Source organism: Candidatus Pantoea soli, assembly GCF_007833795.1.
In the GTDB taxonomy this organism is placed as follows: domain Bacteria; phylum Pseudomonadota; class Gammaproteobacteria; order Enterobacterales; family Enterobacteriaceae; genus Pantoea; species Pantoea soli.
In genome coordinates this window covers 3,717,285-3,737,834 of sequence record NZ_CP032702.1, presented here as the reverse complement: position 1 = coordinate 3,737,834, position 20,550 = coordinate 3,717,285, and the positions used below count along the sequence as shown (strand labels likewise).

Sequence of the window (20,550 nt, the reverse complement as noted above, 5' to 3'; positions counted from 1 at the left end):
ATGCCTGGTTAAACCGCGGAGGCTCCCGAGACGATCTCGGTAAGTTCCTGAGTGATGCTGGCCTGACGAGCTTTGTTGTAAACCAACTGCAGCTCTTTGATCAGGTTTCCGCCGTTATCGGTAGCTGCTTTCATAGCCACCATACGTGCAGCCTGCTCACTGGCCAGGTTTTCCACCACACCCTGATAAACCTGCGATTCGACATAACGACGCAGCAGAGTATCCAGCAGCGCTTTCGGATCGGGTTCGTACAGGTAATCCCAGGTCTTCGCCTTCATCTCTTCTTCACCTTCCGCTGGCGGTAACGGCAGCAGTTGGGTAATGGTCGGAGTCTGAGACATGGTGTTGTTAAACTTGTTGCTGACGATATACAGCTTGTCGATGCGGCCTTCATCATAGGCCTGCAGCATCACTTTTACCGGGCCAATCAGATCAGACAGCGCAGGCTTATCGCCCATGCCAGTGACCTGTGCCACGACGTTGCCACCGACAGAGCCGAAGAATGAAAGCCCTTTGGAGCCGATAATCGCCAGATCGCTCTGTACGCCTTTATCTGCCCAGCTTTTCATTTCTGCCAGCAATTTTTTGAACAGGTTAACGTTCAAACCACCACAAAGCCCGCGGTCAGTCGAAACGACCAGGTAGCCGACGCGCTTCACGTCGCGCTCATCCAGGTATGGGTGCTTGTATTCCAGATTACCAAGAGCAAGGTGACCAATCACTTTGCGCATGGTATCTGCATACGGACGGCTGGCCGCCATGCGTTCCTGCGTTTTACGCATTTTGGAGGCGGCGACCATTTCCATCGCTTTGGTGATCTTTTGCGTATTTTTAACGCTGCCGATCTTGGTACGTATTTCTTTTGCGCCGGCCATTAGCTTCTCCTCAAAGCCTTGCGGCCTGCCTTTTCAGACAAGCCGCCAGACATTACCAGGACTGGGTTGCTTTAAACGTTTCGAGGAGGCTTTTCAGCTTCGCTTCGATTTCGTTGTTGTAGTTACCCGCCTGGTTGATTTCAGCCATCAGCTCACCGTGTTCGCGGTCAGCGAACGCCAGCAGAGCGGCTTCGAAGCTGCCGATTTTCGACAGTTCAACGTCGTTCAGGAAGCCGCGCTCCGCTGCAAACAGTACCAGACCCTGCTGTGCAACAGACATCGGTGCATACTGTTTCTGCTTCAGCAGCTCGGTCACTTTCTGACCGTGGCTCAGCTGTTTACGTGTTGCATCATCCAGATCGGATGCGAACTGCGAGAACGCCGCCAGTTCACGATACTGTGCCAGTGCGGTACGGATACCACCGGACAGTTTCTTGATGATCTTGGTCTGTGCAGCACCACCAACACGGGATACAGAGATACCCGGGTTAACAGCCGGACGGATACCGGAGTTGAACAGGTTAGATTCCAGGAAGATCTGACCATCGGTAATCGAGATTACGTTGGTCGGAACGAATGCAGAAACGTCACCTGCCTGGGTTTCAATGATCGGCAGCGCGGTCAGAGAACCGGTTTTACCTTTCACTTCACCGTTGGTGAAACGCTCAACGTAATCAGCGCTCACGCGTGATGCACGCTCCAGCAGACGGGAGTGGAGATAGAACACGTCACCCGGGAATGCTTCACGGCCCGGCGGACGGCGCAGCAGCAGGGAGATCTGACGGTAAGCAACAGCCTGCTTGGACAGGTCATCATATACGATCAGTGCATCTTCACCGCGGTCACGGAAGTATTCGCCCATGGCGCAACCCGCGTACGGAGCCAGGTACTGCAGCGCAGCGGATTCAGAAGCAGAAGCGACCACCACGATGGTGTTAGACAGCGCACCGTGCTCTTCCAGCTTGCGTACCACGTTAGAAATGGTTGACGCTTTCTGACCAATCGCAACATAGACACATTTGATGCCAGAGTCGCGCTGGTTGATGATGGCGTCGATTGCCATCGCGGTTTTACCGGTCTGACGGTCACCGATGATCAGCTCACGCTGGCCACGGCCAATTGGAATCATCGCATCGACAGATTTGTAACCGGTCTGAACAGGCTGGTCTACAGACTGACGATCGATAACGCCAGGTGCAATCACTTCAACCGGCGAGAAGCCGTCGTTGTCGATGGCGCCTTTACCGTCAATTGGCGCACCCAGGGTGTTCACCACGCGGCCCAGCAGGCCACGGCCTACCGGTACTTCGAGGATACGGCCGGTGCACTTAACCTTCATGCCTTCGGCGAGGTCAGCGTACGGACCCATCACCACTGCACCTACTGAGTCGCGCTCAAGGTTCAGTGCGATAGCGTAACGGTTGCCCGGCAGAGCAATCATTTCACCCTGCATGACATCGGCCAGGCCGTGTACGCGGATGATACCGTCACTTACAGAAACAATAGTACCTTCGTTGTGAGCTTCGCTCACGACATTGAACTGAGCAATGCGCTGCTTGATCAGTTCGCTGATTTCGGTGGAATTCAGTTGCATATGCTCCAGTCCCCTTAAGACTGCAAGACGTCTGCCAGACGGTCAAGACGGCCGCGCACGCTGCCATCAATCACCAGGTCACCCGCACGGATAACCACACCTGCCATTACAGACTTATCAATTTTGCAATTCAGCTTAACTTTGCGTGACAGACGTTTTTCCATCGCGGCGCTGATTTTGGTCAGCTGGCTGTCACTCAGTGCACTGGCGGAGATCACGTCAACTTCGGCCGTCGCTTCATAAGCGTCGCGCAGTTGAATGAACTGGTCCAGCACAGCGGGTAGCGCTGTCAAACGTCCGTTCTCCGCCATTACCTTGATCAGGTTCTGAGCGTGTTCATCAAGTTGATCACCACAGACTGCATTGAAAGAAGCAGACAAGGCTTCCGGTGCCAGTGCACCGGAAAGGAGTTCTGCCATCTGTTCGTTGCGAGCCACTTCTGCGGCAAACGCCAGCATGGTTTGCCAGCGTTCGATACTTTGATGCTCAACAGCAAAGTCAAAAGCTGCTTTGGCGTAGGGGCGAGCTACAGTAATCAGATCAGACATCAGCCCCTCCCTCCTTACAGTTCAGCGACCAGTTTATCAACGATGTCGCTGTTAGCAGCTTCATCCACGGAACGTTCGATGATTTTCTCGGCGCCAGCTAATGCCAGCAACGCGACTTGCTTACGCAGCTCTTCACGTGCACGTGAGCGCTCGGCTTCGATTTCTGCCTGCGCCTGAGACACGATGCGGTTACGTTCAGTCTCAGCTTCAGTTTTGGCTTCGTCCAGAATCTGGGCACGGCGTTTGTTCGCCTGCTCGATAATGACCTGAGCTTCTTCTTTCGCTTTTTTCAGCTGGTCGGTCGCATTGGCCTGCGCAAGATCCAAATCTTTCTTCGCGCGTTCAGCAGAAGCAAGGCCTTCAGCAATTTCTTTCTGGCGCTTTTCGATGGCAGCCATGATCGGCGGCCATACGTACTTCATGCAGAACGCGACAAACAGGATGAACGCGATGGCCTGGCCGAGGATTGTTGCATTAATGTTCACAGCACAATGCCTCTTATTAAGTTAACTTGCTCTGCCGCTATCAGCGATAAACGGCAGAATCCGTTCCTCATCACACTGCGTGCCATGAGTGAACCACGGCTACAGGCTTTAGGCGACAGCAAACATCACATAGAGACCCAGACCAACAGCGATCATCGGGATAGCATCCACCAGACCCATTACAACAAAGAACTGCGTACGCAGCAGAGGAATCAGATCCGGCTGACGCGCTGCGCCTTCCAGGAATTTACCTCCGAGGATGCCGATACCGATCGCAGCACCGATTGCCGCCAGACCCATCATCACAGCGGCAGCCATGTACAGCAGATCCATATTCAGGTTTTCCATGACAGTCTCCAGTTTGTTTCAGTTAAAAGCTAAGTTGTTGAGATAAAAAATCAATGTTCTTCAGATGCCATCGACAGATAGACAATCGTGAGGACCATGAAAATGAAAGCCTGCAGCGAAATAATCAGGATGTGGAAAATGGCCCATGGCACATTCAGCACCCACTGCGACCACCACGGCAGCAGACCGGCAATCAGGATAAAGATCAGCTCACCCGCATACATGTTGCCGAACAGTCGCAGACCGAGAGAAACCGGTTTAGACAGCAGGCTAACACCTTCAAGAATCAGGTTGATGGGGATGAAGATCGGGTGATTAAAAGGCTGCAGCGTCAGCTCTTTGGCGAAGCCACCTACACCTTTCATTTTGATGCTGTAGAACAGAATCAAAATAAATACGCCCAGCGCCATAGACAGCGTGATGTTCACGTCTGCAGACGGCACGACGCGCAGCGCCGGCAGGCCCAGATAGTGCTCACCGATAAACGGCAGCAAATCGATAGGCAGCAGATCCATGAAGTTCATCAGGAAGACCCAGACGAAAATCGTCAGAGCCAGCGGGGCGATAACTTTACTCTTACCGTGGTACATGTCGCGTACGTTGCTATCAACAAAGCCGACAACCAGCTCGATAGCCGCCTGCAATTTCCCTGGCACACCGCTGGTGACGCTTTTCGCCACTTTGCGGAACAGGACCAGAAAGACCAGTCCCAGTAAAACAGAGAAAAACATGGAGTCCAGGTTTAACGTCCAGAACGTTGCTGGCGCGTCGTGTGCATTCACCAGCTCGAAAGTACGCAGGTCCATCTGAAGATGCGTCAGATGATGACCTATGTATTCCTGCGGCGTTGAGATTTCTCCTGCGGCCATGATGCCTCTTACCCTTTGTTGTTAATTACAGCCGGCGCGACGATTTGTACCACCAGCACCGATAACCAGGTGATTGCGAGTGGCCAGAAAACCGCTCCAAATCCACCCAACGCCACAACGAGAAAAATAACGGTGGCAAACACCTTGAGAACCTCACCAAAAGCGAAGCTCCAGGCGACACGCCCTTTAGCCGGTGTTTGATCTTGCAGGCGCCAGGCTAAAAACGTAAACAGGACGTTTGACAGCCAGGCGGCTGCGCCACCCGCGATGGCGGAGGCGCCCCAGGTGACATCTTTCAGAGCAAACAGCGCACCGATTACGACAAAGGTCACCAGCTGGATCACCAGCACGGCTCGGGCTAATTTCACACTGTAAAGAGACACTGACATGACGCTAAACTCTCCTGCCCCGGACGGGGTATGTCGCGTGTCGTATAAGACTGCCTTTACTCATTTGAGTCAAGCAGCAAAAGCCGTGCAAATTATACGGGCCGCACCTGCGATTTCAATCGCTAAGTAGCGAAAAGGTGAACAATTATTTAAATTTCTTTCTGGAGGGCTATTTTTCAAAACATTCGCTTCCGCACAGCGTCAGCCGTTTGTCTGAAATTGCCGTGCTGACTTGCTTTTAAAGCGTGCTTCAGATCACATTATAAGCAGTACATAAAGGATGTGATTTGTTTTAACCCAAAAACCCGCTAAAGCAATGTGGCTTTATTTACAGTTAAATCAGTTACATAAAATTAACGTTGCCGCTTATCGCGCAGTTTTTCCATAAAAACACTCTATTGACATCACGCGTCGCAATAAAAACGTAAAACTCATATTACGTCCGCCGACTTATTGCTGAGTTATATTTTCTGCCGTGACTATACGCTTCAGGAAATACAGGCAGGTAAGTGATCTAACTGATAATATTTTGTGAATTAATCGTTAAATGTAACAGCCCTTTTCGGATAATTTCCGCAACGGTTGTTAACTCACTTCCCCTGCCCTGCCGGCGCGAGATGTTTTCTGTCGGGTGTTCAACTGCGTTTTTTTTGCGCAACATCAATTACTGCAAAGCCGGTGTGAATCCTGATAAATCCACACCTTTTTTGCGCCTATTGACGGGAAATCACGACAAGGTGACGCTCACCGTCCAGTTCCGGCACCTGCAACGGCACAATATTCTGCAGCGTAAAGCCTGCCGGCAGCGTAGCAATCTCTTCATCCGGACGCACACCTTTCAGCGCATAGAAGCGTCCTTCGGTCGCCGGCAGATGATGACACCAGTTGAGCATATCCTCAAGGGAAGCGAACGCACGGCTGATGACGCCATCAAACGGTGGTTCGGCCGGAAAATCTTCGACCCGGCTCTGCACCGGCGTGACGTTAGTAAGCCCTAACTCATGCTGAACCTGGCGCAGAAAGCGCACGCGCTTACCCAGGCTATCCAGCAGCGTAAAGTGTGCCTGCGGACGCACAATGGCCAGCGGAATGCCTGGCAGGCCCGGGCCGGTTCCCACGTCAATAAAGCGGTCACCCTGCAGATGTGGCTCAACCACCACACTGTCAAGAATGTGACGCACCAGCATCTGCTGCGGATCGCGAACTGACGTCAGGTTGTAGGCTTTGTTCCACTTATGCAGCAGTGCCACATAGTCAACCAGCTGCTGTTTTTGTTGATCGGAGAGGGAAATGTTTGCCGCGCTGAGCAGCCGGGAAAGTTTGTTAATCACGACGAATATTCCATTAACGGGGGCGAGTTACCCCGCCCCGGGGTCGATCAGGCGCTTTTGCGCAGCAGACCCTGTTTTTTCAGGTAAATCAGCAAAATTGAGATAGCCGCAGGCGTAATACCGGAGATACGCGACGCCTGGCCGATAGAGGTTGGCTTGTGGTCGTTGAGCTTCGCAATCACCTCATTCGACAGGCCATTGACCTGACGATAATCGAGATCCACCGGTAACAGCGTATTTTCATTACGCTGCTGGCGATCAATTTCTTCCTGCTGACGTGCAATGTAACCTTCGTATTTCACCTGAATCTCAACCTGCTCGGCAGCCTGTTCATCTGCCACCATCGGACCGTAGCCCGGCACCGACATCAGCAGTGCGTAGGTCATTTCCGGACGGCGCAGCAGATCTTCCGCGCTGGCTTCTTTCGTCAGCGGCGCGCTGATCACGCTGTTAACGTCAGCCACGTTTTCTGATTTCGGATGCACCCACAGATCGCGCAGACGCTGACGCTCCTGTTCGATTGCTTCCAGCTTCTGGTTATAACGGGCCCAGCGTGCATCATCGACCAGCCCCAGCTCGCGGCCGGTTTCAGTCAGACGCAGGTCGGCATTGTCTTCACGCAGCATCAGACGATATTCCGCGCGCGAGGTAAACATGCGGTACGGCTCTTTGGTGCCCAGCGTGCACAGGTCATCCACCAGCACGCCAAGGTAAGCCTGGTCGCGGCGTGGTGCCCAGCCCTCTTTATCCGCCGACTGACGCGCGGCGTTAAGGCCTGCCAGCAGCCCCTGTGCAGCGGCTTCTTCATAACCGGTGGTGCCGTTGATCTGGCCGGCGAAGAACAGACCGTGGATAAACTTACTTTCCAGCGTTGGTTTCAGATCGCGCGGATCGAAGAAGTCATACTCAATGGCATATCCCGGACGGACGATCTTCGCGTTCTCCAGCCCTTTCATTGAGCGCACAATCTGCATCTGCACGTCAAAAGGCAGGCTGGTCGAGATACCGTTTGGATAAATTTCGTTACTGGTCAGCCCTTCCGGTTCAAGGAAGATCTGATGCGCATTACGATCGGCAAAGCGCATGACTTTATCTTCGATCGACGGACAATAGCGCGGACCGATCCCTTCGATGATCCCGGCATACATCGGGCTGCGATCGAGGTTACGGCGGATCACGTCGTGTGTCTGTTCGTTGGTATGCGTGATCCAGCATGGCACCTGCTGCGGATGCTGGGCAGCACTGCCCATGAACGAGAACACCGGCATCGGGTTATCGCCATGCTGCGGCGTCAGGACGGAAAAATCGATAGTACGCGCATCGATACGCGGCGGCGTGCCGGTCTTGAGACGGTTGACACGCAGCGGCAGTGCACGCAGGCGTTTCGCCAGCGGAATAGACGGCGGATCGCCCGCGCGGCCACCGCTGTAGTTGTCCAGGCCAATATGAATTTTGCCATCCAGGAAGGTCCCGACCGTCAGCACGACGGTTTTCGCGCGGAACTTCAGGCCCATCTGGGTTACAGCACCGGTCACGCGATCGTTTTCCACAATCAGATCGTCAACCGCCTGCTGGAAGATCATCAGGTTTGGCTGGTTTTCCAGTGCGGTGCGCACGGCCTGCCGGTAAAGCACACGGTCAGCCTGTGCACGCGTTGCCCGTACGGCCGGGCCTTTGCTGGCGTTTAGTATCCTAAACTGAATGCCCGCCTGGTCGATTGCGCTGGCCATCAAACCGCCTAAGGCATCCACTTCCTTAACCAGGTGTCCTTTCCCGATGCCACCGATTGCCGGATTACAGGACATTTGTCCAAGCGTATCAATGTTATGGGTGAGTAACAGGGTTTGCTGACCCATTCGGGCAGCCGCCATAGCGGCTTCTGTACCCGCATGACCACCACCGATTACGATGACGTCAAAAGGATCTGGATAAAACATGAAGTGGGTCCTCGTTAGTGTCCGGACAGGGATCGTTGCCCTGGGCGGTGGATTCTACTGAAATTATGGTGCAGGCGAAAGTCGCGGGATCGTGTGGTTTAAAAGAAAGGATCTTTATTCTTTTATATGATCTCTCTGTTAGATCTCTTATTAGGATCGGCCTCTCCTGTTGATAACCCGGAAAAAGGCAGCCATGACAGACAATTAGCAAGGATCACTTACTGTGAATGATCGGTGATCCTGATCCGAATAAGCTGAGATCAACTTTGGGACTTATGCACAGCTGAAAAAAGCAGCAGCGGTTGTTCTTTGGATAACTACCGGTTATACGCATGAATCAGACGATCTTATCCACAGAGAATCGCAATCAAAACGCGTTAAAACAGCGTAATCCTCTGGGGATCGACAGAAATTCCCGATCCCGCACCGTGAAAAGATCGCTTTAAATTTGCGGATGCCAGCCGGCAACCCACACTTCTGCCGGATCTTCCGGAATCTCGTGCTCCAGCACGTCGATCTCCAGACGATCGCCAATGCGTTGCGCGCCAAGCTGAGTCAGCTGCTGATCCAGCAGTTTGATGGCCCCGCAAAACAGATCGTATTCATGATTACCGATACCGACCGCGCCATAGCGTACGCCGGAAAGGTCCGGCTGCGTTTCCTGCAGGGCTTCATAGAGCGGCAGCAGGTTATCAGGCAATTCACCGGCACCGTGCGTTGAAGTAACGATCAGCCAGACGCCCTGCAACGGCAGTTCTTCCAGCCCGGGGCCGTGCAGCATGCTGGTTGAGAAGCCGGCTTCCTGCAGTTTTTCTTCCAGATGTTCAGCGACATATTCGGCGCTGCCAAGGGTACTGCCACTGATTAAGGTGATATCGGCCATGCTGCTCTCCCGCGCTAAAGGCGTGCATTGTACGCTGTGATCAAGCCGTGATCCACCTGTGGAAAACAGGGTTAATAACAGAAAGCATCAGGTGACAAGGCGCATCGCTGCTGCGATCCGCCCGGGATAAGTCTGTGCACAGGGAAAAGCAGGATCAGGGTTTGATGGTCCGCATAATCGGGTTTTGCAGCGAGATAAGGGTCTCAGTGGACTGGATTTCGTCAATGGTCTGGATCTTGTTGATCAGCACCTGTTGCAGCGCATCAATTGATCGGCACATTACCTTAATAAAGATGCTGTAGTGACCGGTGGTGTACCAGGCTTCGACAACTTCGTCCAGCGCTTCCAGCTTGCTGAGGGCGGCCGGGTAGTCGCGCGCGCTTTTCAGGATGATGCCAATAAAGCAGCAGACATCGAAACCCAGCTGACGCGGATCGATCTCCACGCGCGTACCGAGAATTATCCCGGCCTGGCGCATTTTCTCTACGCGAACATGAATGGTACCGGGACTCACGTTGAACTGCTTCGCCAGTTCAGCATAAGCGGTGCGTGCATTCTCCAGCAGCGCATTCAAAATGCCGCGATCCAGGTTATCCAGTTGCAGGTGTTCCGCCATTCTCCATCCTCATTTGGGTCGTCTTCTCTGAACAGGGAGAATGTGCAGCAAATTGACAGGACAGGCAAGGCGCAGACAGCGGACCTGCCGCTGCCTGCACGCTTTTTTAACGCTTACGCCACAGCGTCAGCTGCGCCTGCGAGTGCTGGAACTTGCGGGCAGTCTCGCGGATCACGAACGGCACATCCTGAGGCGCGGCCACTTCTTCAAACGCATCACGCAGTAAACGCTGCAGTGCCTGATACGTCGTCAGCGCTTCGCCATTCTCGCGGATGCCGCCCAGCCAGTTCTCTTTTGGCGTAAACTCTTCCAGCCAGGTGTACGGCGAAGACAAGGCCAGCAGGCCACCGGTGCGAATCATCGGCGTGATGTCCTGCAGGAAGCGCTGTGGCTGGCGCAGACGATCAATCAGGTTCGACGCCAGCACCAGATCGTAGCGATCCGGCTGCGGTTTCAGGTTGCAGGCATCGCCCTGCATAAACTGAATGCGCTGCGCCAGCGCAGGATCGAAGCCAAAGGCCTTAAGCCGTACCTGACGATACTCCACCAGCTCACCCTCTTCCGGCACGACGTAGCGGAAATCTTCACCGGATGTCAGCTGCAGCGCCACATCAATAAAGCGTGCCGAGTAATCCATCCCGGTGACGGCGCGGAAGTGACGCGCAAGTTCAAAGCTGGCACGCCCGGTGGCGCAGCCAATGTCCAGCGCTTCACCGCGTTGCGTACAGTGCGGCAGCAGGCGCTCAACCAGCGCTGCCGCATAATTCGGCACGCCGTAATAGACCGGACCGTACTGAAAATCGAGGTACTGTGACACCATGCTGTCCGTTTCATACGGGTTCAGCGCCATATTCTCTTCATGGGAAGAGACCACATAGCGGAAGCCGGCATGCTGGAAAAAATGGCGCCGGAAAGCGTAGCGCGAGGATTTCAGGGCTTCATTGCCGGTTGAAATCCAGCTGCCGCCTTTGATCAGCGTATGCTTGCCGTCAAATGTCGGCGTTGAGAAGTCGTCATAAAGCGGGTGCACCCTGAATCCTTCAAAGCCATTGATCGGCGTGGTGGTCCACTGCCAGACATTGCCCACGATGTCGTAAAAATCCCCCTGAGCAAAGCGGTCAACCGGACAGGAAGAGGCCCACCAGGCAAGATTGATATTCCCCGGCGCTTCCGTCCAGTCGGGCTGATCGCCGGTCACCTGTTCACGCAGCTGCAGCCATTCCGCTTCGCACGGCAGCTGAATCGCTGTACCGGTCTCATCAGCCAGCCAGCGGCAGAAAGCAGCGGCCTCCAGCTGATTCACTTCCGCTGGCCAGTCCCACGGCATGGGCACTTCTTCTGTCATCAGACGCAGGCGGAGCCGATCGGGCTGCTGCAGATCGCCACACCAGAACACCGGCATCTGCGCACCGGCAAACTTACGCCAGCCGCGGCCTTCATCATCCCACCAGCGTGCGTCGTTATAACCACCCGCAGCAACAAAGCGGTAAAACTCGGCGTTACTGACCAGCATTTTGCTGGCTTTGAACGGTTTCAGTTCGCTGCGCTGGCTGCCATATTCATTATCCCAGCCGTAAGTATCATCGGTTTTGCCCTGCCGGATCGGACCGCCCGGCATGGCTACCAGCGTATTTTCCGGTACCGTCAGGCGATCGTGTCGCGCCTGCGGGCAGGCCGGCCAGTGTGGCTGCGGTTGAACCCACGCCAGCGGCAGCTGACGGATCAGCACGCTGGAGGTTTCCAGATGGATCCGCTCGTGTTCAATGCCCATCAGGATGACCCACGCCGGGCTGTCCCAGTCGATCGGCAGCGTCAGAGGCATGGTGCGGATAAATTCACTGACGATACTTTTAACCTTGCCGCGGTAATCGCGCACCTGTTCCACCGTTGGCCAGTCGTAATGGCTGTCGTCCAGATCGTCCCAGCTCATTTCATCCACGCCAATCGCCATCATCGCTTCAATGCGATCGTCAACGCGCGACTCCAGATAGCGGCCCGCCATCAGCTTATTAATGTAAAAGGTCGCGGTGTGGCCAAAATAAAAAATCAGCGGATGACGCAGCGAAATCGCCTTGCTGAACCAGGCCCGGTCGTCGGCAAGGCAATCAAACAGGCTTTCATAAAGCTGCCAGGTCTGCGTGAAATAGTTCAGCAGTTCGGTGCGTTTCTGCTCACTGTCACCGCCCGAAAGGCGCAGGGTACGGGTCGGGGCAGGCAGCGAAATTGAGGATTGAGCGGTTGTCACAGTGAACTCCGTAAGCTGAATAAACACAGCGGGTAATTCACTATAGCAAATAAGCATTTCTGCCCGATGAATTAGCGCTGCCAGCGGCGGAGCAGGCGGCTTTTCAGGCCGGTATCGAAGCGCCAGATGTGATCGAAAATGCGCAGGATGCCCGGCTTGCCGTGCGCAGACATAGCAACGGCATGAAAACGCTGCTGCTGCTGACGCTGACGCTGTTTGATGCGGGTGACAATCTCATCCGGCAGACGCTGCGCGATAAAATCCGACACGATCACCGCATCGGCTTCCTGCCACTGGCTGCCTTCCATGCGCTGCACCACGGCGCTCAGGCAGGCTGCCAGATCGGTGCCGCCGCGAAAGCGCTGGCTGAGAAAGCGAATTGCCTGTTCAATTCCGTTATCGGCCGTCAGCTCATAGCCAATCACCTCATGGGCAAACAGCATGATGTAGCAGCGGCGCCGATCCGCCAGCGCCACCTTCAGCAATGCCAGACAAAATGCCTTGGCGCAGCGTTCGTTGAAGCCACCCATAGAACCGGAGGTATCGACACAGACGATGAAAGGCCCGCGCGGTTGTTCTTCATGCTGCTGGTGACTGACCGGGCGCAGCGACACTTTTTCATGCCACGCATCGCCCTGCAGGCGGTAAGTCAGCAGCCGCTTCTCCACCAGACGGCGGTAAAATTCCAGTTCCAGCTCGCTGATGCTCAGCGCCGCCAGTTCCGGAGGCAGCAGGCGCAGCACGTCACTGCTCTGATGAATGCCGCTGACCTCTTCCGGAACGTTATCCGGTTCGCGCACCAGCTGGTGGAAAGCCTCCGGCGGTGCATCCTGTGACGGCACCGATTTGGCTTCGCGACTGCGCCCCAGCTGCTGCGCCAGCTTCATCAGTTCCGGCTGGCGGGCAAGAAAATCACCGTACTGCACAATCAGCTGATAATCGCCCTTTTGCAGCGGCGCCTTGCTCAGATCCCATAAGCGGCCGGCGGCAGATTCATCGTCATCGGTCAGTACCGGCGCCAGTTGCCCGCTGATCGCCATGCGCTGCTGCAGTTCGGCCATCAGGCGTTCCCGCTGCGCTTCCAGCACGCTTTCGTTGAGTGTCAGCGTTTGCAGAGTCAGGCTCAGCCGCCAGCGCTGCAGAAACAGCGTATGCTGCGCATTGCTGAGCTGGTGGCTTTCTGTATGCAGCAGTAACCGGCTGGCTTCTTCGGTGAAGGGAGAGGGCAGCGTTTTCAGCTGCGCCATGATGACCGGCAGCTGCTGACTGAACGCCGCGCTGCTGAGCAGCTGCATGTGCTGAAACAGCTGAAACTCCTGTGCCAGCGCTGCCGGCACCGGCGTGGTTTTGATTTGTTCGGCTATTTCCGCGCGCCAGCGTGGCAGATCGCGCAGCATCGCCTGCTTCAGGCGCGGGAATTTTTCAAAAAACAGCGCCAGCTGCGGTGACGCCAGCAGCGCCAGCATCAGCTCTTCGATCAGCTCGCTTTCGCCAACCGACAGCAGCGTACTCAGCGCGTCCAGCGAAATCATTTTCTTGCCTGTTTCAGCTGTTCCGCCACGTCCTGCAGGCTGGTTTCTACCCGCGCCAGCCAGTCATCACTGATAAACAGACAGCGCTGATGCTGGCTGAACAGCGTCCGCTGCGCGCGTAGCTGCGCCTCCAGTGCTTCATATTCGTCGACAATCTCCTGCGGCACATCGCGGGTGCTGGCGGCACCCGGCAGCGTCAGGCGCGTGGACTGCAGGCTGACGTCGCGCAGCGTCAGACAGTGATGCGTATCCACCAGCAGATCCAGCGTTTGCGCAAAACCAATCCCGTTAAGCTTGCCGCGTATCTCCCCGCCTTTTAGCAGCCACTGATTCAGCGCTTCGCGGCCAATCAGCACGTGCGTCACCTGCATATCATGCAGCGTCAGCGGCTGCTGCAGCATCAGCGTCAGCTGCTCGTCGGTGAGGGTGGCCGGCAGTTCATAGTGCGGTTTGCGGCTGAACATGCCGCTGTGCTTCTCCAGCGTCAGCGCCTGGGCCACGCTCTGCTGCTGTTGCAGCGCCAGCCGGCGCGCCTTGATCTGCTGCAGTTTGTGCAGCATCGATTGCTGCTGCCAGGCGTGCTGTGTCATCAGCGCGTCGATTTCGCGATCCAGCAGTTGCATGGAAGCCACATCGTGCCACAGACAATCTTTCAGCAGGATCAGGTCAATTGGCGCGATGGCGGTGCGGCCGCTGTAAAACGCGCTGGCCTGCAGCAGATGGATGGCCTTTTTCCAGCGGCGGTCGGAGATGTACGGCGCATCGGGCAGGTTTTCCAGCTGCTGGCGCAGCTGGTAGATCAGCTCAAACACGTGATCCGGCAGGCTGACCTGGCTGATGCCTTTTTGCCACTGGTGATACTCTTCATCGCTGATACAGAGCGCATCCGTCACCGGATTGTCGTTCTCATCCTGCTGGTGGGTCAGCATACTGCGGAAGTTCTGCTTCTCATGCACATTGTCGAGCCACAGCCGGATCAGCATACGGTCATACAGCGCTTCAAGGCCGCTGTCAGCTTCCGGCAGTTCATTAGAGGCCGTGACCAGCAGGCGCATAGGGATCTTCTCTTCGCAATCACCATTGCGGAAGCGGCGTTCGTTGATAGCGGTCAGCAGCGTATTAAGGATGGCCGGCCCGGCTTTCCAGATCTCATCCAGAAACACGATTTCTGCATCAGGCAAATAGCCTTTGGTCAGACGCTGGTAGCGGCCTTCATCTTTCAGCGCCTGGATCGACAGCGGACCAAAAACTTCTTCCGGGGTAGAGAAACGGGTCATCAGGTATTCAAACGCGCGGGCATGCTGGAAGGCGTATTTCAGGCGGCGGGCAATCAGGCTTTTGGCAATGCCAGGCGGCCCAAGCAAAAAGACGCTTTCGCCGCTGAGCGCAGCCAGCAGGCAGAGACGAATGGCATGGTGCCGTTCGTACAGCCCTTTCTCCAGGGCATTACTCAGGCGAGAAATTCTTTCTGCCAAAAGATGGGGTTGAGCCATAATCACATCATTGTCCTTCTGATTCTGGTGCCGACATATTCTGGCGAACGCATTACTCTACTGATTATCATGCGCGAATGCGTTGATAGCCGTCAGCTTTTTTGTTTCAGAAGGTTGAAGCGCGTCAGATTGCGGTTTCTGATGGCTTTTTGCCGCGATTGGTGGCGAAAAAAGGCGGGATGGACGTCAGTCCGTCACCGGCTAAAAGTAGGATTTTCCGGGAATATGTGCATACTGTGCGCTTTTTGATGATCTGAGCGCCGGGCAACTGCCTGCGCGGCTCCAACTAAAGACAACTTATGAGCTCGGATAAGAAACAGTCCCTTGGCGCAGTCACACTGGCCGCGATTGGCGTGGTGTATGGCGATATCGGTACCAGCCCGCTCTACACCTTGCGTGAATGTCTCTCTGGTCAGTTCGGTTTTGGCGTAGAACGCGAAGCCGTCTTTGGCTTTCTTTCGCTGATTTTCTGGCTGCTGATTCTGGTGGTCTCGCTGAAGTACATTAGCTATGTGATGCGCGCAGATAACGCCGGCGAAGGCGGCATTCTGACCCTGATGTCACTGGCAGGCCGCAATACCGGCGCACGTGCCACCGCGATACTGGTGATCATGGGTCTGATCGGCGGCAGCTTCTTCTACGGCGAAGTGGTGATCACCCCGGCCGTTTCCGTGCTCTCCGCCATTGAAGGGCTGGAGATAGCCGCGCCCAGCCTTGATACCTATATTGTGCCGCTGGCCATTGCCGTTCTGACGCTGTTGTTTATCATCCAGAAACACGGCACCGGCATTGTCGGCAAGCTGTTCGCGCCGGTTATGCTGCTGTGGTTTATCGTGCTGGCCGTGCTCGGCGCCCGCAGCATTGCCGGTAATCCGGATGTGCTGCACGCGATGAATCCTTACTGGGCGCTGCATTTCTTTGTGCAGTACAAAACCGTTTCGTTCTTTGCGCTGGGCGCGGTAGTACTGGCGATTACCGGGGTGGAGGCACTCTATGCCGATATGGGCCACTTCGGTAAATTCCCGATTCGCCTGGCGTGGTTCGTGGTGGTGCTGCCGTCGCTGGTGCTGAACTATTTTGGTCAGGGTGCGCTGCTGCTGCTGCATCCGGAAGCGATCAAAAACCCCTTCTTTCTGCTGGCACCGGACTGGATGCTGATTCCGATGCTGATTCTGGCGACGTTAGCCACGGTCATTGCCTCGCAGGCGGTGATCTCCGGCGTGTTCTCGCTGACGCGCCAGGCGGTGCGTCTGGGCTATCTGCCGCCGATGCGTATCGTGCACACCTCCGAAGAGGAGTCGGGACAGATTTATATCCCGGTGATTAACTGGCTGCTCTATTTCGCCGTGGTCATTGTGATTGTCGGCTTTGAGCACTCCAGCAACCTTGCCGCCGCTTACGGCATCGCGGTAACGGGCACCATGGTGCTGACCGCCATTCTCTGTGCCACGGTGGCGATTCAGAACTGGCACTGGAACCGCTATCTGGTGCTGCTGATCCTGCTGGGGATGCTGTGCATTGACGTTTCTCTGTTCTCAGCAAACCTGATCAAAGTGTTCTCCGGTGGCTGGCTGCCGCTGACGCTGGCGCTGATGATGTTCATCATCATGACGACCTGGAAAAGCGAGCGCTTCCGCCTGCTGCGTCGCATGCACGAGCACGGCAACTCTCTGGAGGCGATGATTGCCTCACTGGAAAAATCGCCGCCGGTACGCGTGCCGGGAACGGCGGTGTATATGTCGCGGGCGCTGAATGTCATTCCTTTTGCCATGCTGCATAACCTCAAGCACAACAAAGTGCTGCATGAGCGCGTGGTGCTGCTGACGCTTCGTACCGAAGATGCACCTTACGTGCACAACGTACGTCGCGTAACCATTGAGCAGCTGTCGCCGACCTTCTGGCGCGTGGTGGCAAGTTATGGCTGGCGTGAGACGCCAAATGTAGAAGAGATTTTCCACCGCTGCGGCCTGGAAGGTCTGAACTGCCGCATGATGGAAACGTCATTCTTTATGTCGCATGAATCGCTGATCATCGGCAAACGGCCGTGGTATCTGCGTCTGCGCGGCAAACTGTTCCTTGCTCTGCAGCGCAATGCCCTGCGCGCGCCCGATCAGTTTGAGATCCCGCCAAACCGCGTTATCGAGCTGGGCACCCAGGTCGAAATCTGATGTCCGCGTGTCACGCTTTCAGGGTGACGCGCGCCCTCTGCAGCTGAACGTCAGGCGCATGCCGCGCCACGTTCTTCACCCGCGGCAAACCTGTTGCGCTGCCGGTTTGCCTCTGGTCCGGCAGTCGCTATACGCCTTTGTCCAATCGGTTCCCTCACGCCCGGTGGCTGTCGCTTCAGCGCTGCATCAGCGTACCAAACGCAAATTTCTGCCACGGTAAGCGAAACGTTTCGATAGCGATCACATTTCCGTGATACCGCGATTGAGTTGCCGCACGCATTTTATACACTCCCGGACAGCGAAACGTTTCGCTGTGGAGTGGAAGAAATGAAAAAAGGTCGCTTACTGAACGCTGAAGTCTCGCATGTGATTGCCCGTCTCGGGCATACCGATACGCTGACAATTGCCGATGCCGGTTTGCCGATTCCGGCAGGGCCCCAGCGCATCGATCTGGCGCTGACGCCGGGAACGCCCGATTTCATCCAGGTGGTGAACGTCATCACGCAGGAGATGCAGGTAGAAAGCGCACTGATTGCCGAAGAGATTCAGCAGCATAATCCGGCGCTCCACAACCAGCTGCTCGCCGTGCTCGAAGCCTTGCAACAGCACCAGGGAAATCGCATCACCATCAGTTACACCAGCCATGAACAGTTCAAACAACATACTCAGCGCAGTCAGGCGGTCATTCGCAGCGGAGAGTGCTCTCCGTATGCGAATGTCATCCTGAGCGCGGGCGTCACATTCTGAGGCCGCTATGCAACCGTTATTGCAACTCTCGGGGATTGAAAAAGCGTTTCCTGGCGTGAAAGCGCTGAATGGGGCTTCGCTGGCGGTTTATCCCGGCCGGGTGATGGCGCTGGTAGGCGAAAATGGCGCCGGCAAATCCACCATGATGAAAGTGCTGACCGGCATCTACAGCCGGGACGCCGGTTCGCTGCGCTGGCTGGGTAACGAAGTCACCTTCTCCGGGCCGAAAGCGTCTCAGGAAGCGGGTATCGGCATTATCCATCAGGAGCTGAACCTGATCCCGCAACTCAGCGTGGCAGAGAACATTTTTCTCGGCCGTGAATGGGTTAACCGCTTTGGCCGTATCGACTGGAAAAAGATGCATGCCGAAGCAGAGGCATTGCTGAAGCGTCTGAATCTGCGTTTCAGCAGCCATAAGCTGGTGGGTGATCTGTCGATTGGCGACCAGCAGATGGTGGAAATCGCCAAAGTGCTCAGCTTTAAATCGCAGGTCATCATCATGGATGAACCGACCGATGCCCTGACCGATACCGAAACGCTGTCACTGTTTCGGGTGATTAACGAGTTGAAAGCGCAGGGCTGCGGCATCGTGTATATCTCGCATCGCATGAAAGAGATTTTCGAGATTTGTGATGACGTGACCGTCTTTCGCGATGGCCAGTTTATTGCCGAGCGCGCGGTAAGCGATCTGAGCGAAGAGAGCCTGATCGAGATGATGGTTGGCCGCAAGCTGGAGGATCAGTATCCGCATATCGATCAAGCCCCGGGCGATATCCGTCTGAAGGTGGAAAACCTGAGCGGCCCCGGCGTGGACAATGTCAGTTTTACCCTGCGTAAAGGTGAAATTCTGGGGATTTCCGGCCTGATGGGCGCCGGACGCACCGAGCTGATGAAAGTGCTGTACGGCGCGCTGCCGCGTACACACGGCAAAGTGACGCTCAACGGTCGCGATATTATCACGCGTTCACCGCAGGATGGCCTGGCCTGCGGCATCGTCTACATCTCCGAAGACCGCAAGCGTGATGGTCTGGTGCTTGGCATGTCGGTCAAAGAGAACATGTCGCTTACTGCGCTGCGCTACTTCAGCCGCGGCGATGGCCGCCTGAAACATGCCGAAGAGCAGCTGGCAGTGGGCGATTTTATCCGCCTGTTTAACGTCAAAACCCCGTCTATGATGCAGCCGATTGGCCTGCTTTCCGGCGGAAACCAGCAGAAAGTGGCCATTGCGCGCGGTCTGATGACGCGGCCGGATGTGCTGATCCTTGATGAGCCAACGCGCGGCGTGGACGTTGGAGCAAAAAAAGAAATTTATCAGCTGATTAACCAGTTTAAAGCCGAAGGGCTGAGCATCATTCTGGTGTCGTCAGAAATGCCGGAAGTGCTGGGCATGAGTGACCGCATCCTGGTGATGCATGAAGGCCACCTGAGTGGCGAATTTTCCCGCGAGCAGGCTACCCAGGAATCCCTGATGGCGGCGGCAGTCGGTAAGCAACACAGTGAGGATTTAGTCGTATGAGTACCCAAACCTTACCCGCCAGCCGTCGCTGGTTCAGTAAAGCCTGGCTGCTGGAGCAGAAATCGCTGATTGCGCTGATTGTGCTGATTGCGGTGGTGGCCAGCCAGAGCCCGAATTTCTTTACGCTGGCCAATATGTTCAACATTCTGCAGCAGACTTCCGTCAACGCCATAATGGCGGTAGGGATGACGCTGGTGATCCTGACCTCAGGTATTGATTTATCCGTGGGATCGCTGCTGGCATTAACCGGTGCGGTGGCGGCGTCAATTGTCGGGCTGGAAGTCAACGCGCTGGTGGCGGTGGCTGCCTCGCTGGCGCTGGGGGCGGCCATTGGTGCGGTAACGGGCGTGATCGTCGCGCGCGGCAAGGTGCAGGCCTTTATCGCGACGCTGGTGATGATGCTGCTGCTGCGTGGCGTCACTATGGTGTATACCAACGGCAGCCCGATCAACACCGGCTTCAGTGACAATGCCGATCTGTTCGGCTGGTTTGGTATCGGCCGTCCGCTGGGCATTCCTACGCCGGTATGGCTGATGGCTGGCGTATTCGCGCTGGCGTGGTACATGCTGCACCACACGCGTCTGGGGCGTTATATCTACGCGCTGGGCGGCAACGAAGCGGCGACGCGCCTCTCCGGCATTAACGTCAATCGCGTCAAAATCATTGTCTATTCACTGTGCGGCCTGCTGGCTTCACTGGCGGGCACCATCGAAGTGGCGCGTCTCTCTTCGGCGCAGCCGACGGCTGGGACCGGTTATGAACTGGATGCCATCGCCGCGGTAGTGCTGGGCGGCACCAGTCTGGCTGGCGGCAAAGGACGCATCATGGGCACGCTGATTGGTGCGCTGATCCTCGGCTTCCTGAACAACGGCCTGAACCTGATGGGCGTCTCGTCTTACTACCAGATGATTGTAAAAGCTGTCGTCATTCTGCTGGCGGTGCTGGTGGATAACAAAAGCAGTAAATAACTCTGA

General features: G+C 55.7%; 18 protein-coding genes. 4 read left to right on the top strand and 14 right to left on the bottom strand.

Annotated elements, in window-relative coordinates; translation table 11 throughout:
• Window positions 1-8: 8 nt before the first annotated feature.
• From atpG to ravA, 14 genes are all read right to left on the bottom strand, one after another.
• The gene (atpG, locus tag D8B20_RS17340; RefSeq protein ID WP_145890276.1) at window positions 9-875 is read right to left on the bottom strand and encodes a F0F1 ATP synthase subunit gamma; all 867 of its coding nucleotides are present in this window, start codon (window positions 873-875) and stop codon (window positions 9-11) included.
• Between the two features lie 52 nt (window positions 876-927).
• A complete protein-coding gene (gene atpA, locus D8B20_RS17335) occupies window positions 928-2,469 on the bottom strand; it encodes a F0F1 ATP synthase subunit alpha (protein ID WP_145890274.1) in 1,542 nt (513 codons plus the stop codon).
• A 14-nt stretch (window positions 2,470-2,483) separates the two neighbouring features.
• Window positions 2,484-3,017: a F0F1 ATP synthase subunit delta gene (atpH, locus tag D8B20_RS17330; protein WP_145890272.1), complete on the bottom strand. Its 534-nt coding sequence runs from the start codon at window positions 3,015-3,017 to the stop codon at window positions 2,484-2,486.
• Between the two features lie 14 nt (window positions 3,018-3,031).
• Window positions 3,032-3,502: a F0F1 ATP synthase subunit B gene (gene atpF, locus D8B20_RS17325; RefSeq protein ID WP_021313757.1), complete on the bottom strand. Its 471-nt coding sequence runs from the start codon at window positions 3,500-3,502 to the stop codon at window positions 3,032-3,034.
• A gap of 108 nt (window positions 3,503-3,610) precedes the next feature.
• Window positions 3,611-3,850, bottom strand: coding sequence for a F0F1 ATP synthase subunit C (gene atpE / locus D8B20_RS17320; RefSeq protein WP_003849523.1), 240 nt, complete (start codon window positions 3,848-3,850; stop codon window positions 3,611-3,613).
• Window positions 3,851-3,900: 50 nt separating this feature from the next.
• Complete coding sequence (atpB, locus tag D8B20_RS17315) at window positions 3,901-4,719, bottom strand: F0F1 ATP synthase subunit A (RefSeq protein ID WP_145890270.1); 819 nt, start codon at window positions 4,717-4,719, stop codon at window positions 3,901-3,903.
• Between the two features lie 8 nt (window positions 4,720-4,727).
• Entirely contained in the window at window positions 4,728-5,108 is a 381-nt protein-coding gene (atpI, locus tag D8B20_RS17310; RefSeq protein WP_145890268.1) for a F0F1 ATP synthase subunit I, read from the bottom strand.
• Between the two features lie 713 nt (window positions 5,109-5,821).
• Window positions 5,822-6,439, bottom strand: a complete 618-nt coding sequence (gene rsmG, locus D8B20_RS17305; protein ID WP_145890266.1) for a 16S rRNA (guanine(527)-N(7))-methyltransferase RsmG — start codon at window positions 6,437-6,439, stop codon at window positions 5,822-5,824.
• A 47-nt stretch (window positions 6,440-6,486) separates the two neighbouring features.
• Window positions 6,487-8,376, bottom strand: coding sequence for a tRNA uridine-5-carboxymethylaminomethyl(34) synthesis enzyme MnmG (gene mnmG / locus D8B20_RS17300; RefSeq protein ID WP_145890264.1), 1,890 nt, complete (start codon window positions 8,374-8,376; stop codon window positions 6,487-6,489).
• Window positions 8,377-8,818: 442 nt separating this feature from the next.
• Window positions 8,819-9,259 (bottom strand): FMN-binding protein MioC, encoded by a 441-nt coding sequence (mioC, locus tag D8B20_RS17295; RefSeq protein ID WP_145890262.1) that lies wholly within the window; start codon window positions 9,257-9,259, stop codon window positions 8,819-8,821.
• Window positions 9,260-9,413: 154 nt separating this feature from the next.
• Window positions 9,414-9,875, bottom strand: a complete 462-nt coding sequence (gene asnC, locus D8B20_RS17290) for a transcriptional regulator AsnC (protein WP_039381403.1) — start codon at window positions 9,873-9,875, stop codon at window positions 9,414-9,416.
• 106 nt (window positions 9,876-9,981) lie between these two features.
• The gene (gene ovoA, locus D8B20_RS17285; protein ID WP_186454389.1) at window positions 9,982-12,177 is read right to left on the bottom strand and encodes a 5-histidylcysteine sulfoxide synthase; all 2,196 of its coding nucleotides are present in this window, start codon (window positions 12,175-12,177) and stop codon (window positions 9,982-9,984) included.
• Between the two features lie 14 nt (window positions 12,178-12,191).
• A complete protein-coding gene (gene viaA / locus D8B20_RS17280) occupies window positions 12,192-13,652 on the bottom strand; it encodes an ATPase RavA stimulator ViaA (protein WP_145890258.1) in 1,461 nt (486 codons plus the stop codon).
• Window positions 13,649-15,145, bottom strand: a complete 1,497-nt coding sequence (gene ravA / locus D8B20_RS17275; RefSeq protein ID WP_145890257.1) for an ATPase RavA — start codon at window positions 15,143-15,145, stop codon at window positions 13,649-13,651. Before ravA ends, viaA begins: the two co-directional genes overlap by 4 nt.
• Before the next feature lie 299 nt (window positions 15,146-15,444).
• On the opposite strand from ravA, the gene kup reads away from it, so the two are divergent.
• The 4 genes from kup (at window position 15,445) to rbsC (ending at window position 20,544) form a co-directional block, all read left to right on the top strand.
• Window positions 15,445-17,313, top strand: coding sequence for a low affinity potassium transporter Kup (kup, locus tag D8B20_RS17270; protein ID WP_145890254.1), 1,869 nt, complete (start codon window positions 15,445-15,447; stop codon window positions 17,311-17,313).
• Window positions 17,314-17,640: 327 nt separating this feature from the next.
• On the top strand, window positions 17,641-18,060 hold the full coding sequence (gene rbsD, locus D8B20_RS17265; protein ID WP_145890252.1) for a D-ribose pyranase: 420 nt from the start codon (window positions 17,641-17,643) through the stop codon (window positions 18,058-18,060).
• A gap of 7 nt (window positions 18,061-18,067) precedes the next feature.
• A complete protein-coding gene (gene rbsA / locus D8B20_RS17260; RefSeq protein WP_145890250.1) occupies window positions 18,068-19,576 on the top strand; it encodes a ribose ABC transporter ATP-binding protein RbsA in 1,509 nt (502 codons plus the stop codon).
• Window positions 19,573-20,544 carry a ribose ABC transporter permease gene (gene rbsC, locus D8B20_RS17255; protein WP_145890248.1) on the top strand — a complete coding sequence of 324 codons (972 nt, stop codon included), beginning with the start codon at window positions 19,573-19,575 and terminating at the stop codon, window positions 20,542-20,544. The genes rbsA and rbsC overlap by 4 nt, the downstream gene beginning before the upstream one ends.
• Window positions 20,545-20,550: the final 6 nt, after the last annotated feature.

Bases quoted from the DNA above. Each gene is read 5' to 3' on its own strand.
- atpG (WP_145890276.1), bottom strand. From the start codon at position 875: ATGGCCGGCGCAAAAGAAATACGTACCAAGATCGGCAGCGTTAAAAAT.
- atpA (WP_145890274.1), bottom strand. From the start codon at position 2,469: ATGCAACTGAATTCCACCGAAATCAGCGAACTGATCAAGCAGCGCATT.
- atpH (WP_145890272.1), bottom strand. From the start codon at position 3,017: ATGTCTGATCTGATTACTGTAGCTCGCCCCTACGCCAAAGCAGCTTTT.
- atpE (WP_003849523.1), bottom strand. From the start codon at position 3,850: ATGGAAAACCTGAATATGGATCTGCTGTACATGGCTGCCGCTGTGATG.
- atpB (WP_145890270.1), bottom strand. From the start codon at position 4,719: ATGGCCGCAGGAGAAATCTCAACGCCGCAGGAATACATAGGTCATCAT.
- atpI (WP_145890268.1), bottom strand. From the start codon at position 5,108: ATGTCAGTGTCTCTTTACAGTGTGAAATTAGCCCGAGCCGTGCTGGTG.
- mnmG (WP_145890264.1), bottom strand. From the start codon at position 8,376: ATGTTTTATCCAGATCCTTTTGACGTCATCGTAATCGGTGGTGGTCAT.
- mioC (WP_145890262.1), bottom strand. From the start codon at position 9,259: ATGGCCGATATCACCTTAATCAGTGGCAGTACCCTTGGCAGCGCCGAA.
- asnC (WP_039381403.1), bottom strand. From the start codon at position 9,875: ATGGCGGAACACCTGCAACTGGATAACCTGGATCGCGGCATTTTGAAT.
- ovoA (WP_186454389.1), bottom strand. From the start codon at position 12,177: ATGCTTATTTGCTATAGTGAATTACCCGCTGTGTTTATTCAGCTTACG.
- viaA (WP_145890258.1), bottom strand. From the start codon at position 13,652: ATGATTTCGCTGGACGCGCTGAGTACGCTGCTGTCGGTTGGCGAAAGC.
- ravA (WP_145890257.1), bottom strand. From the start codon at position 15,145: ATGGCTCAACCCCATCTTTTGGCAGAAAGAATTTCTCGCCTGAGTAAT.
- kup (WP_145890254.1), top strand. From the start codon at position 15,445: ATGAGCTCGGATAAGAAACAGTCCCTTGGCGCAGTCACACTGGCCGCG.
- rbsD (WP_145890252.1), top strand. From the start codon at position 17,641: ATGAAAAAAGGTCGCTTACTGAACGCTGAAGTCTCGCATGTGATTGCC.
- rbsA (WP_145890250.1), top strand. From the start codon at position 18,068: ATGCAACCGTTATTGCAACTCTCGGGGATTGAAAAAGCGTTTCCTGGC.
- rbsC (WP_145890248.1), top strand. From the start codon at position 19,573: ATGAGTACCCAAACCTTACCCGCCAGCCGTCGCTGGTTCAGTAAAGCC.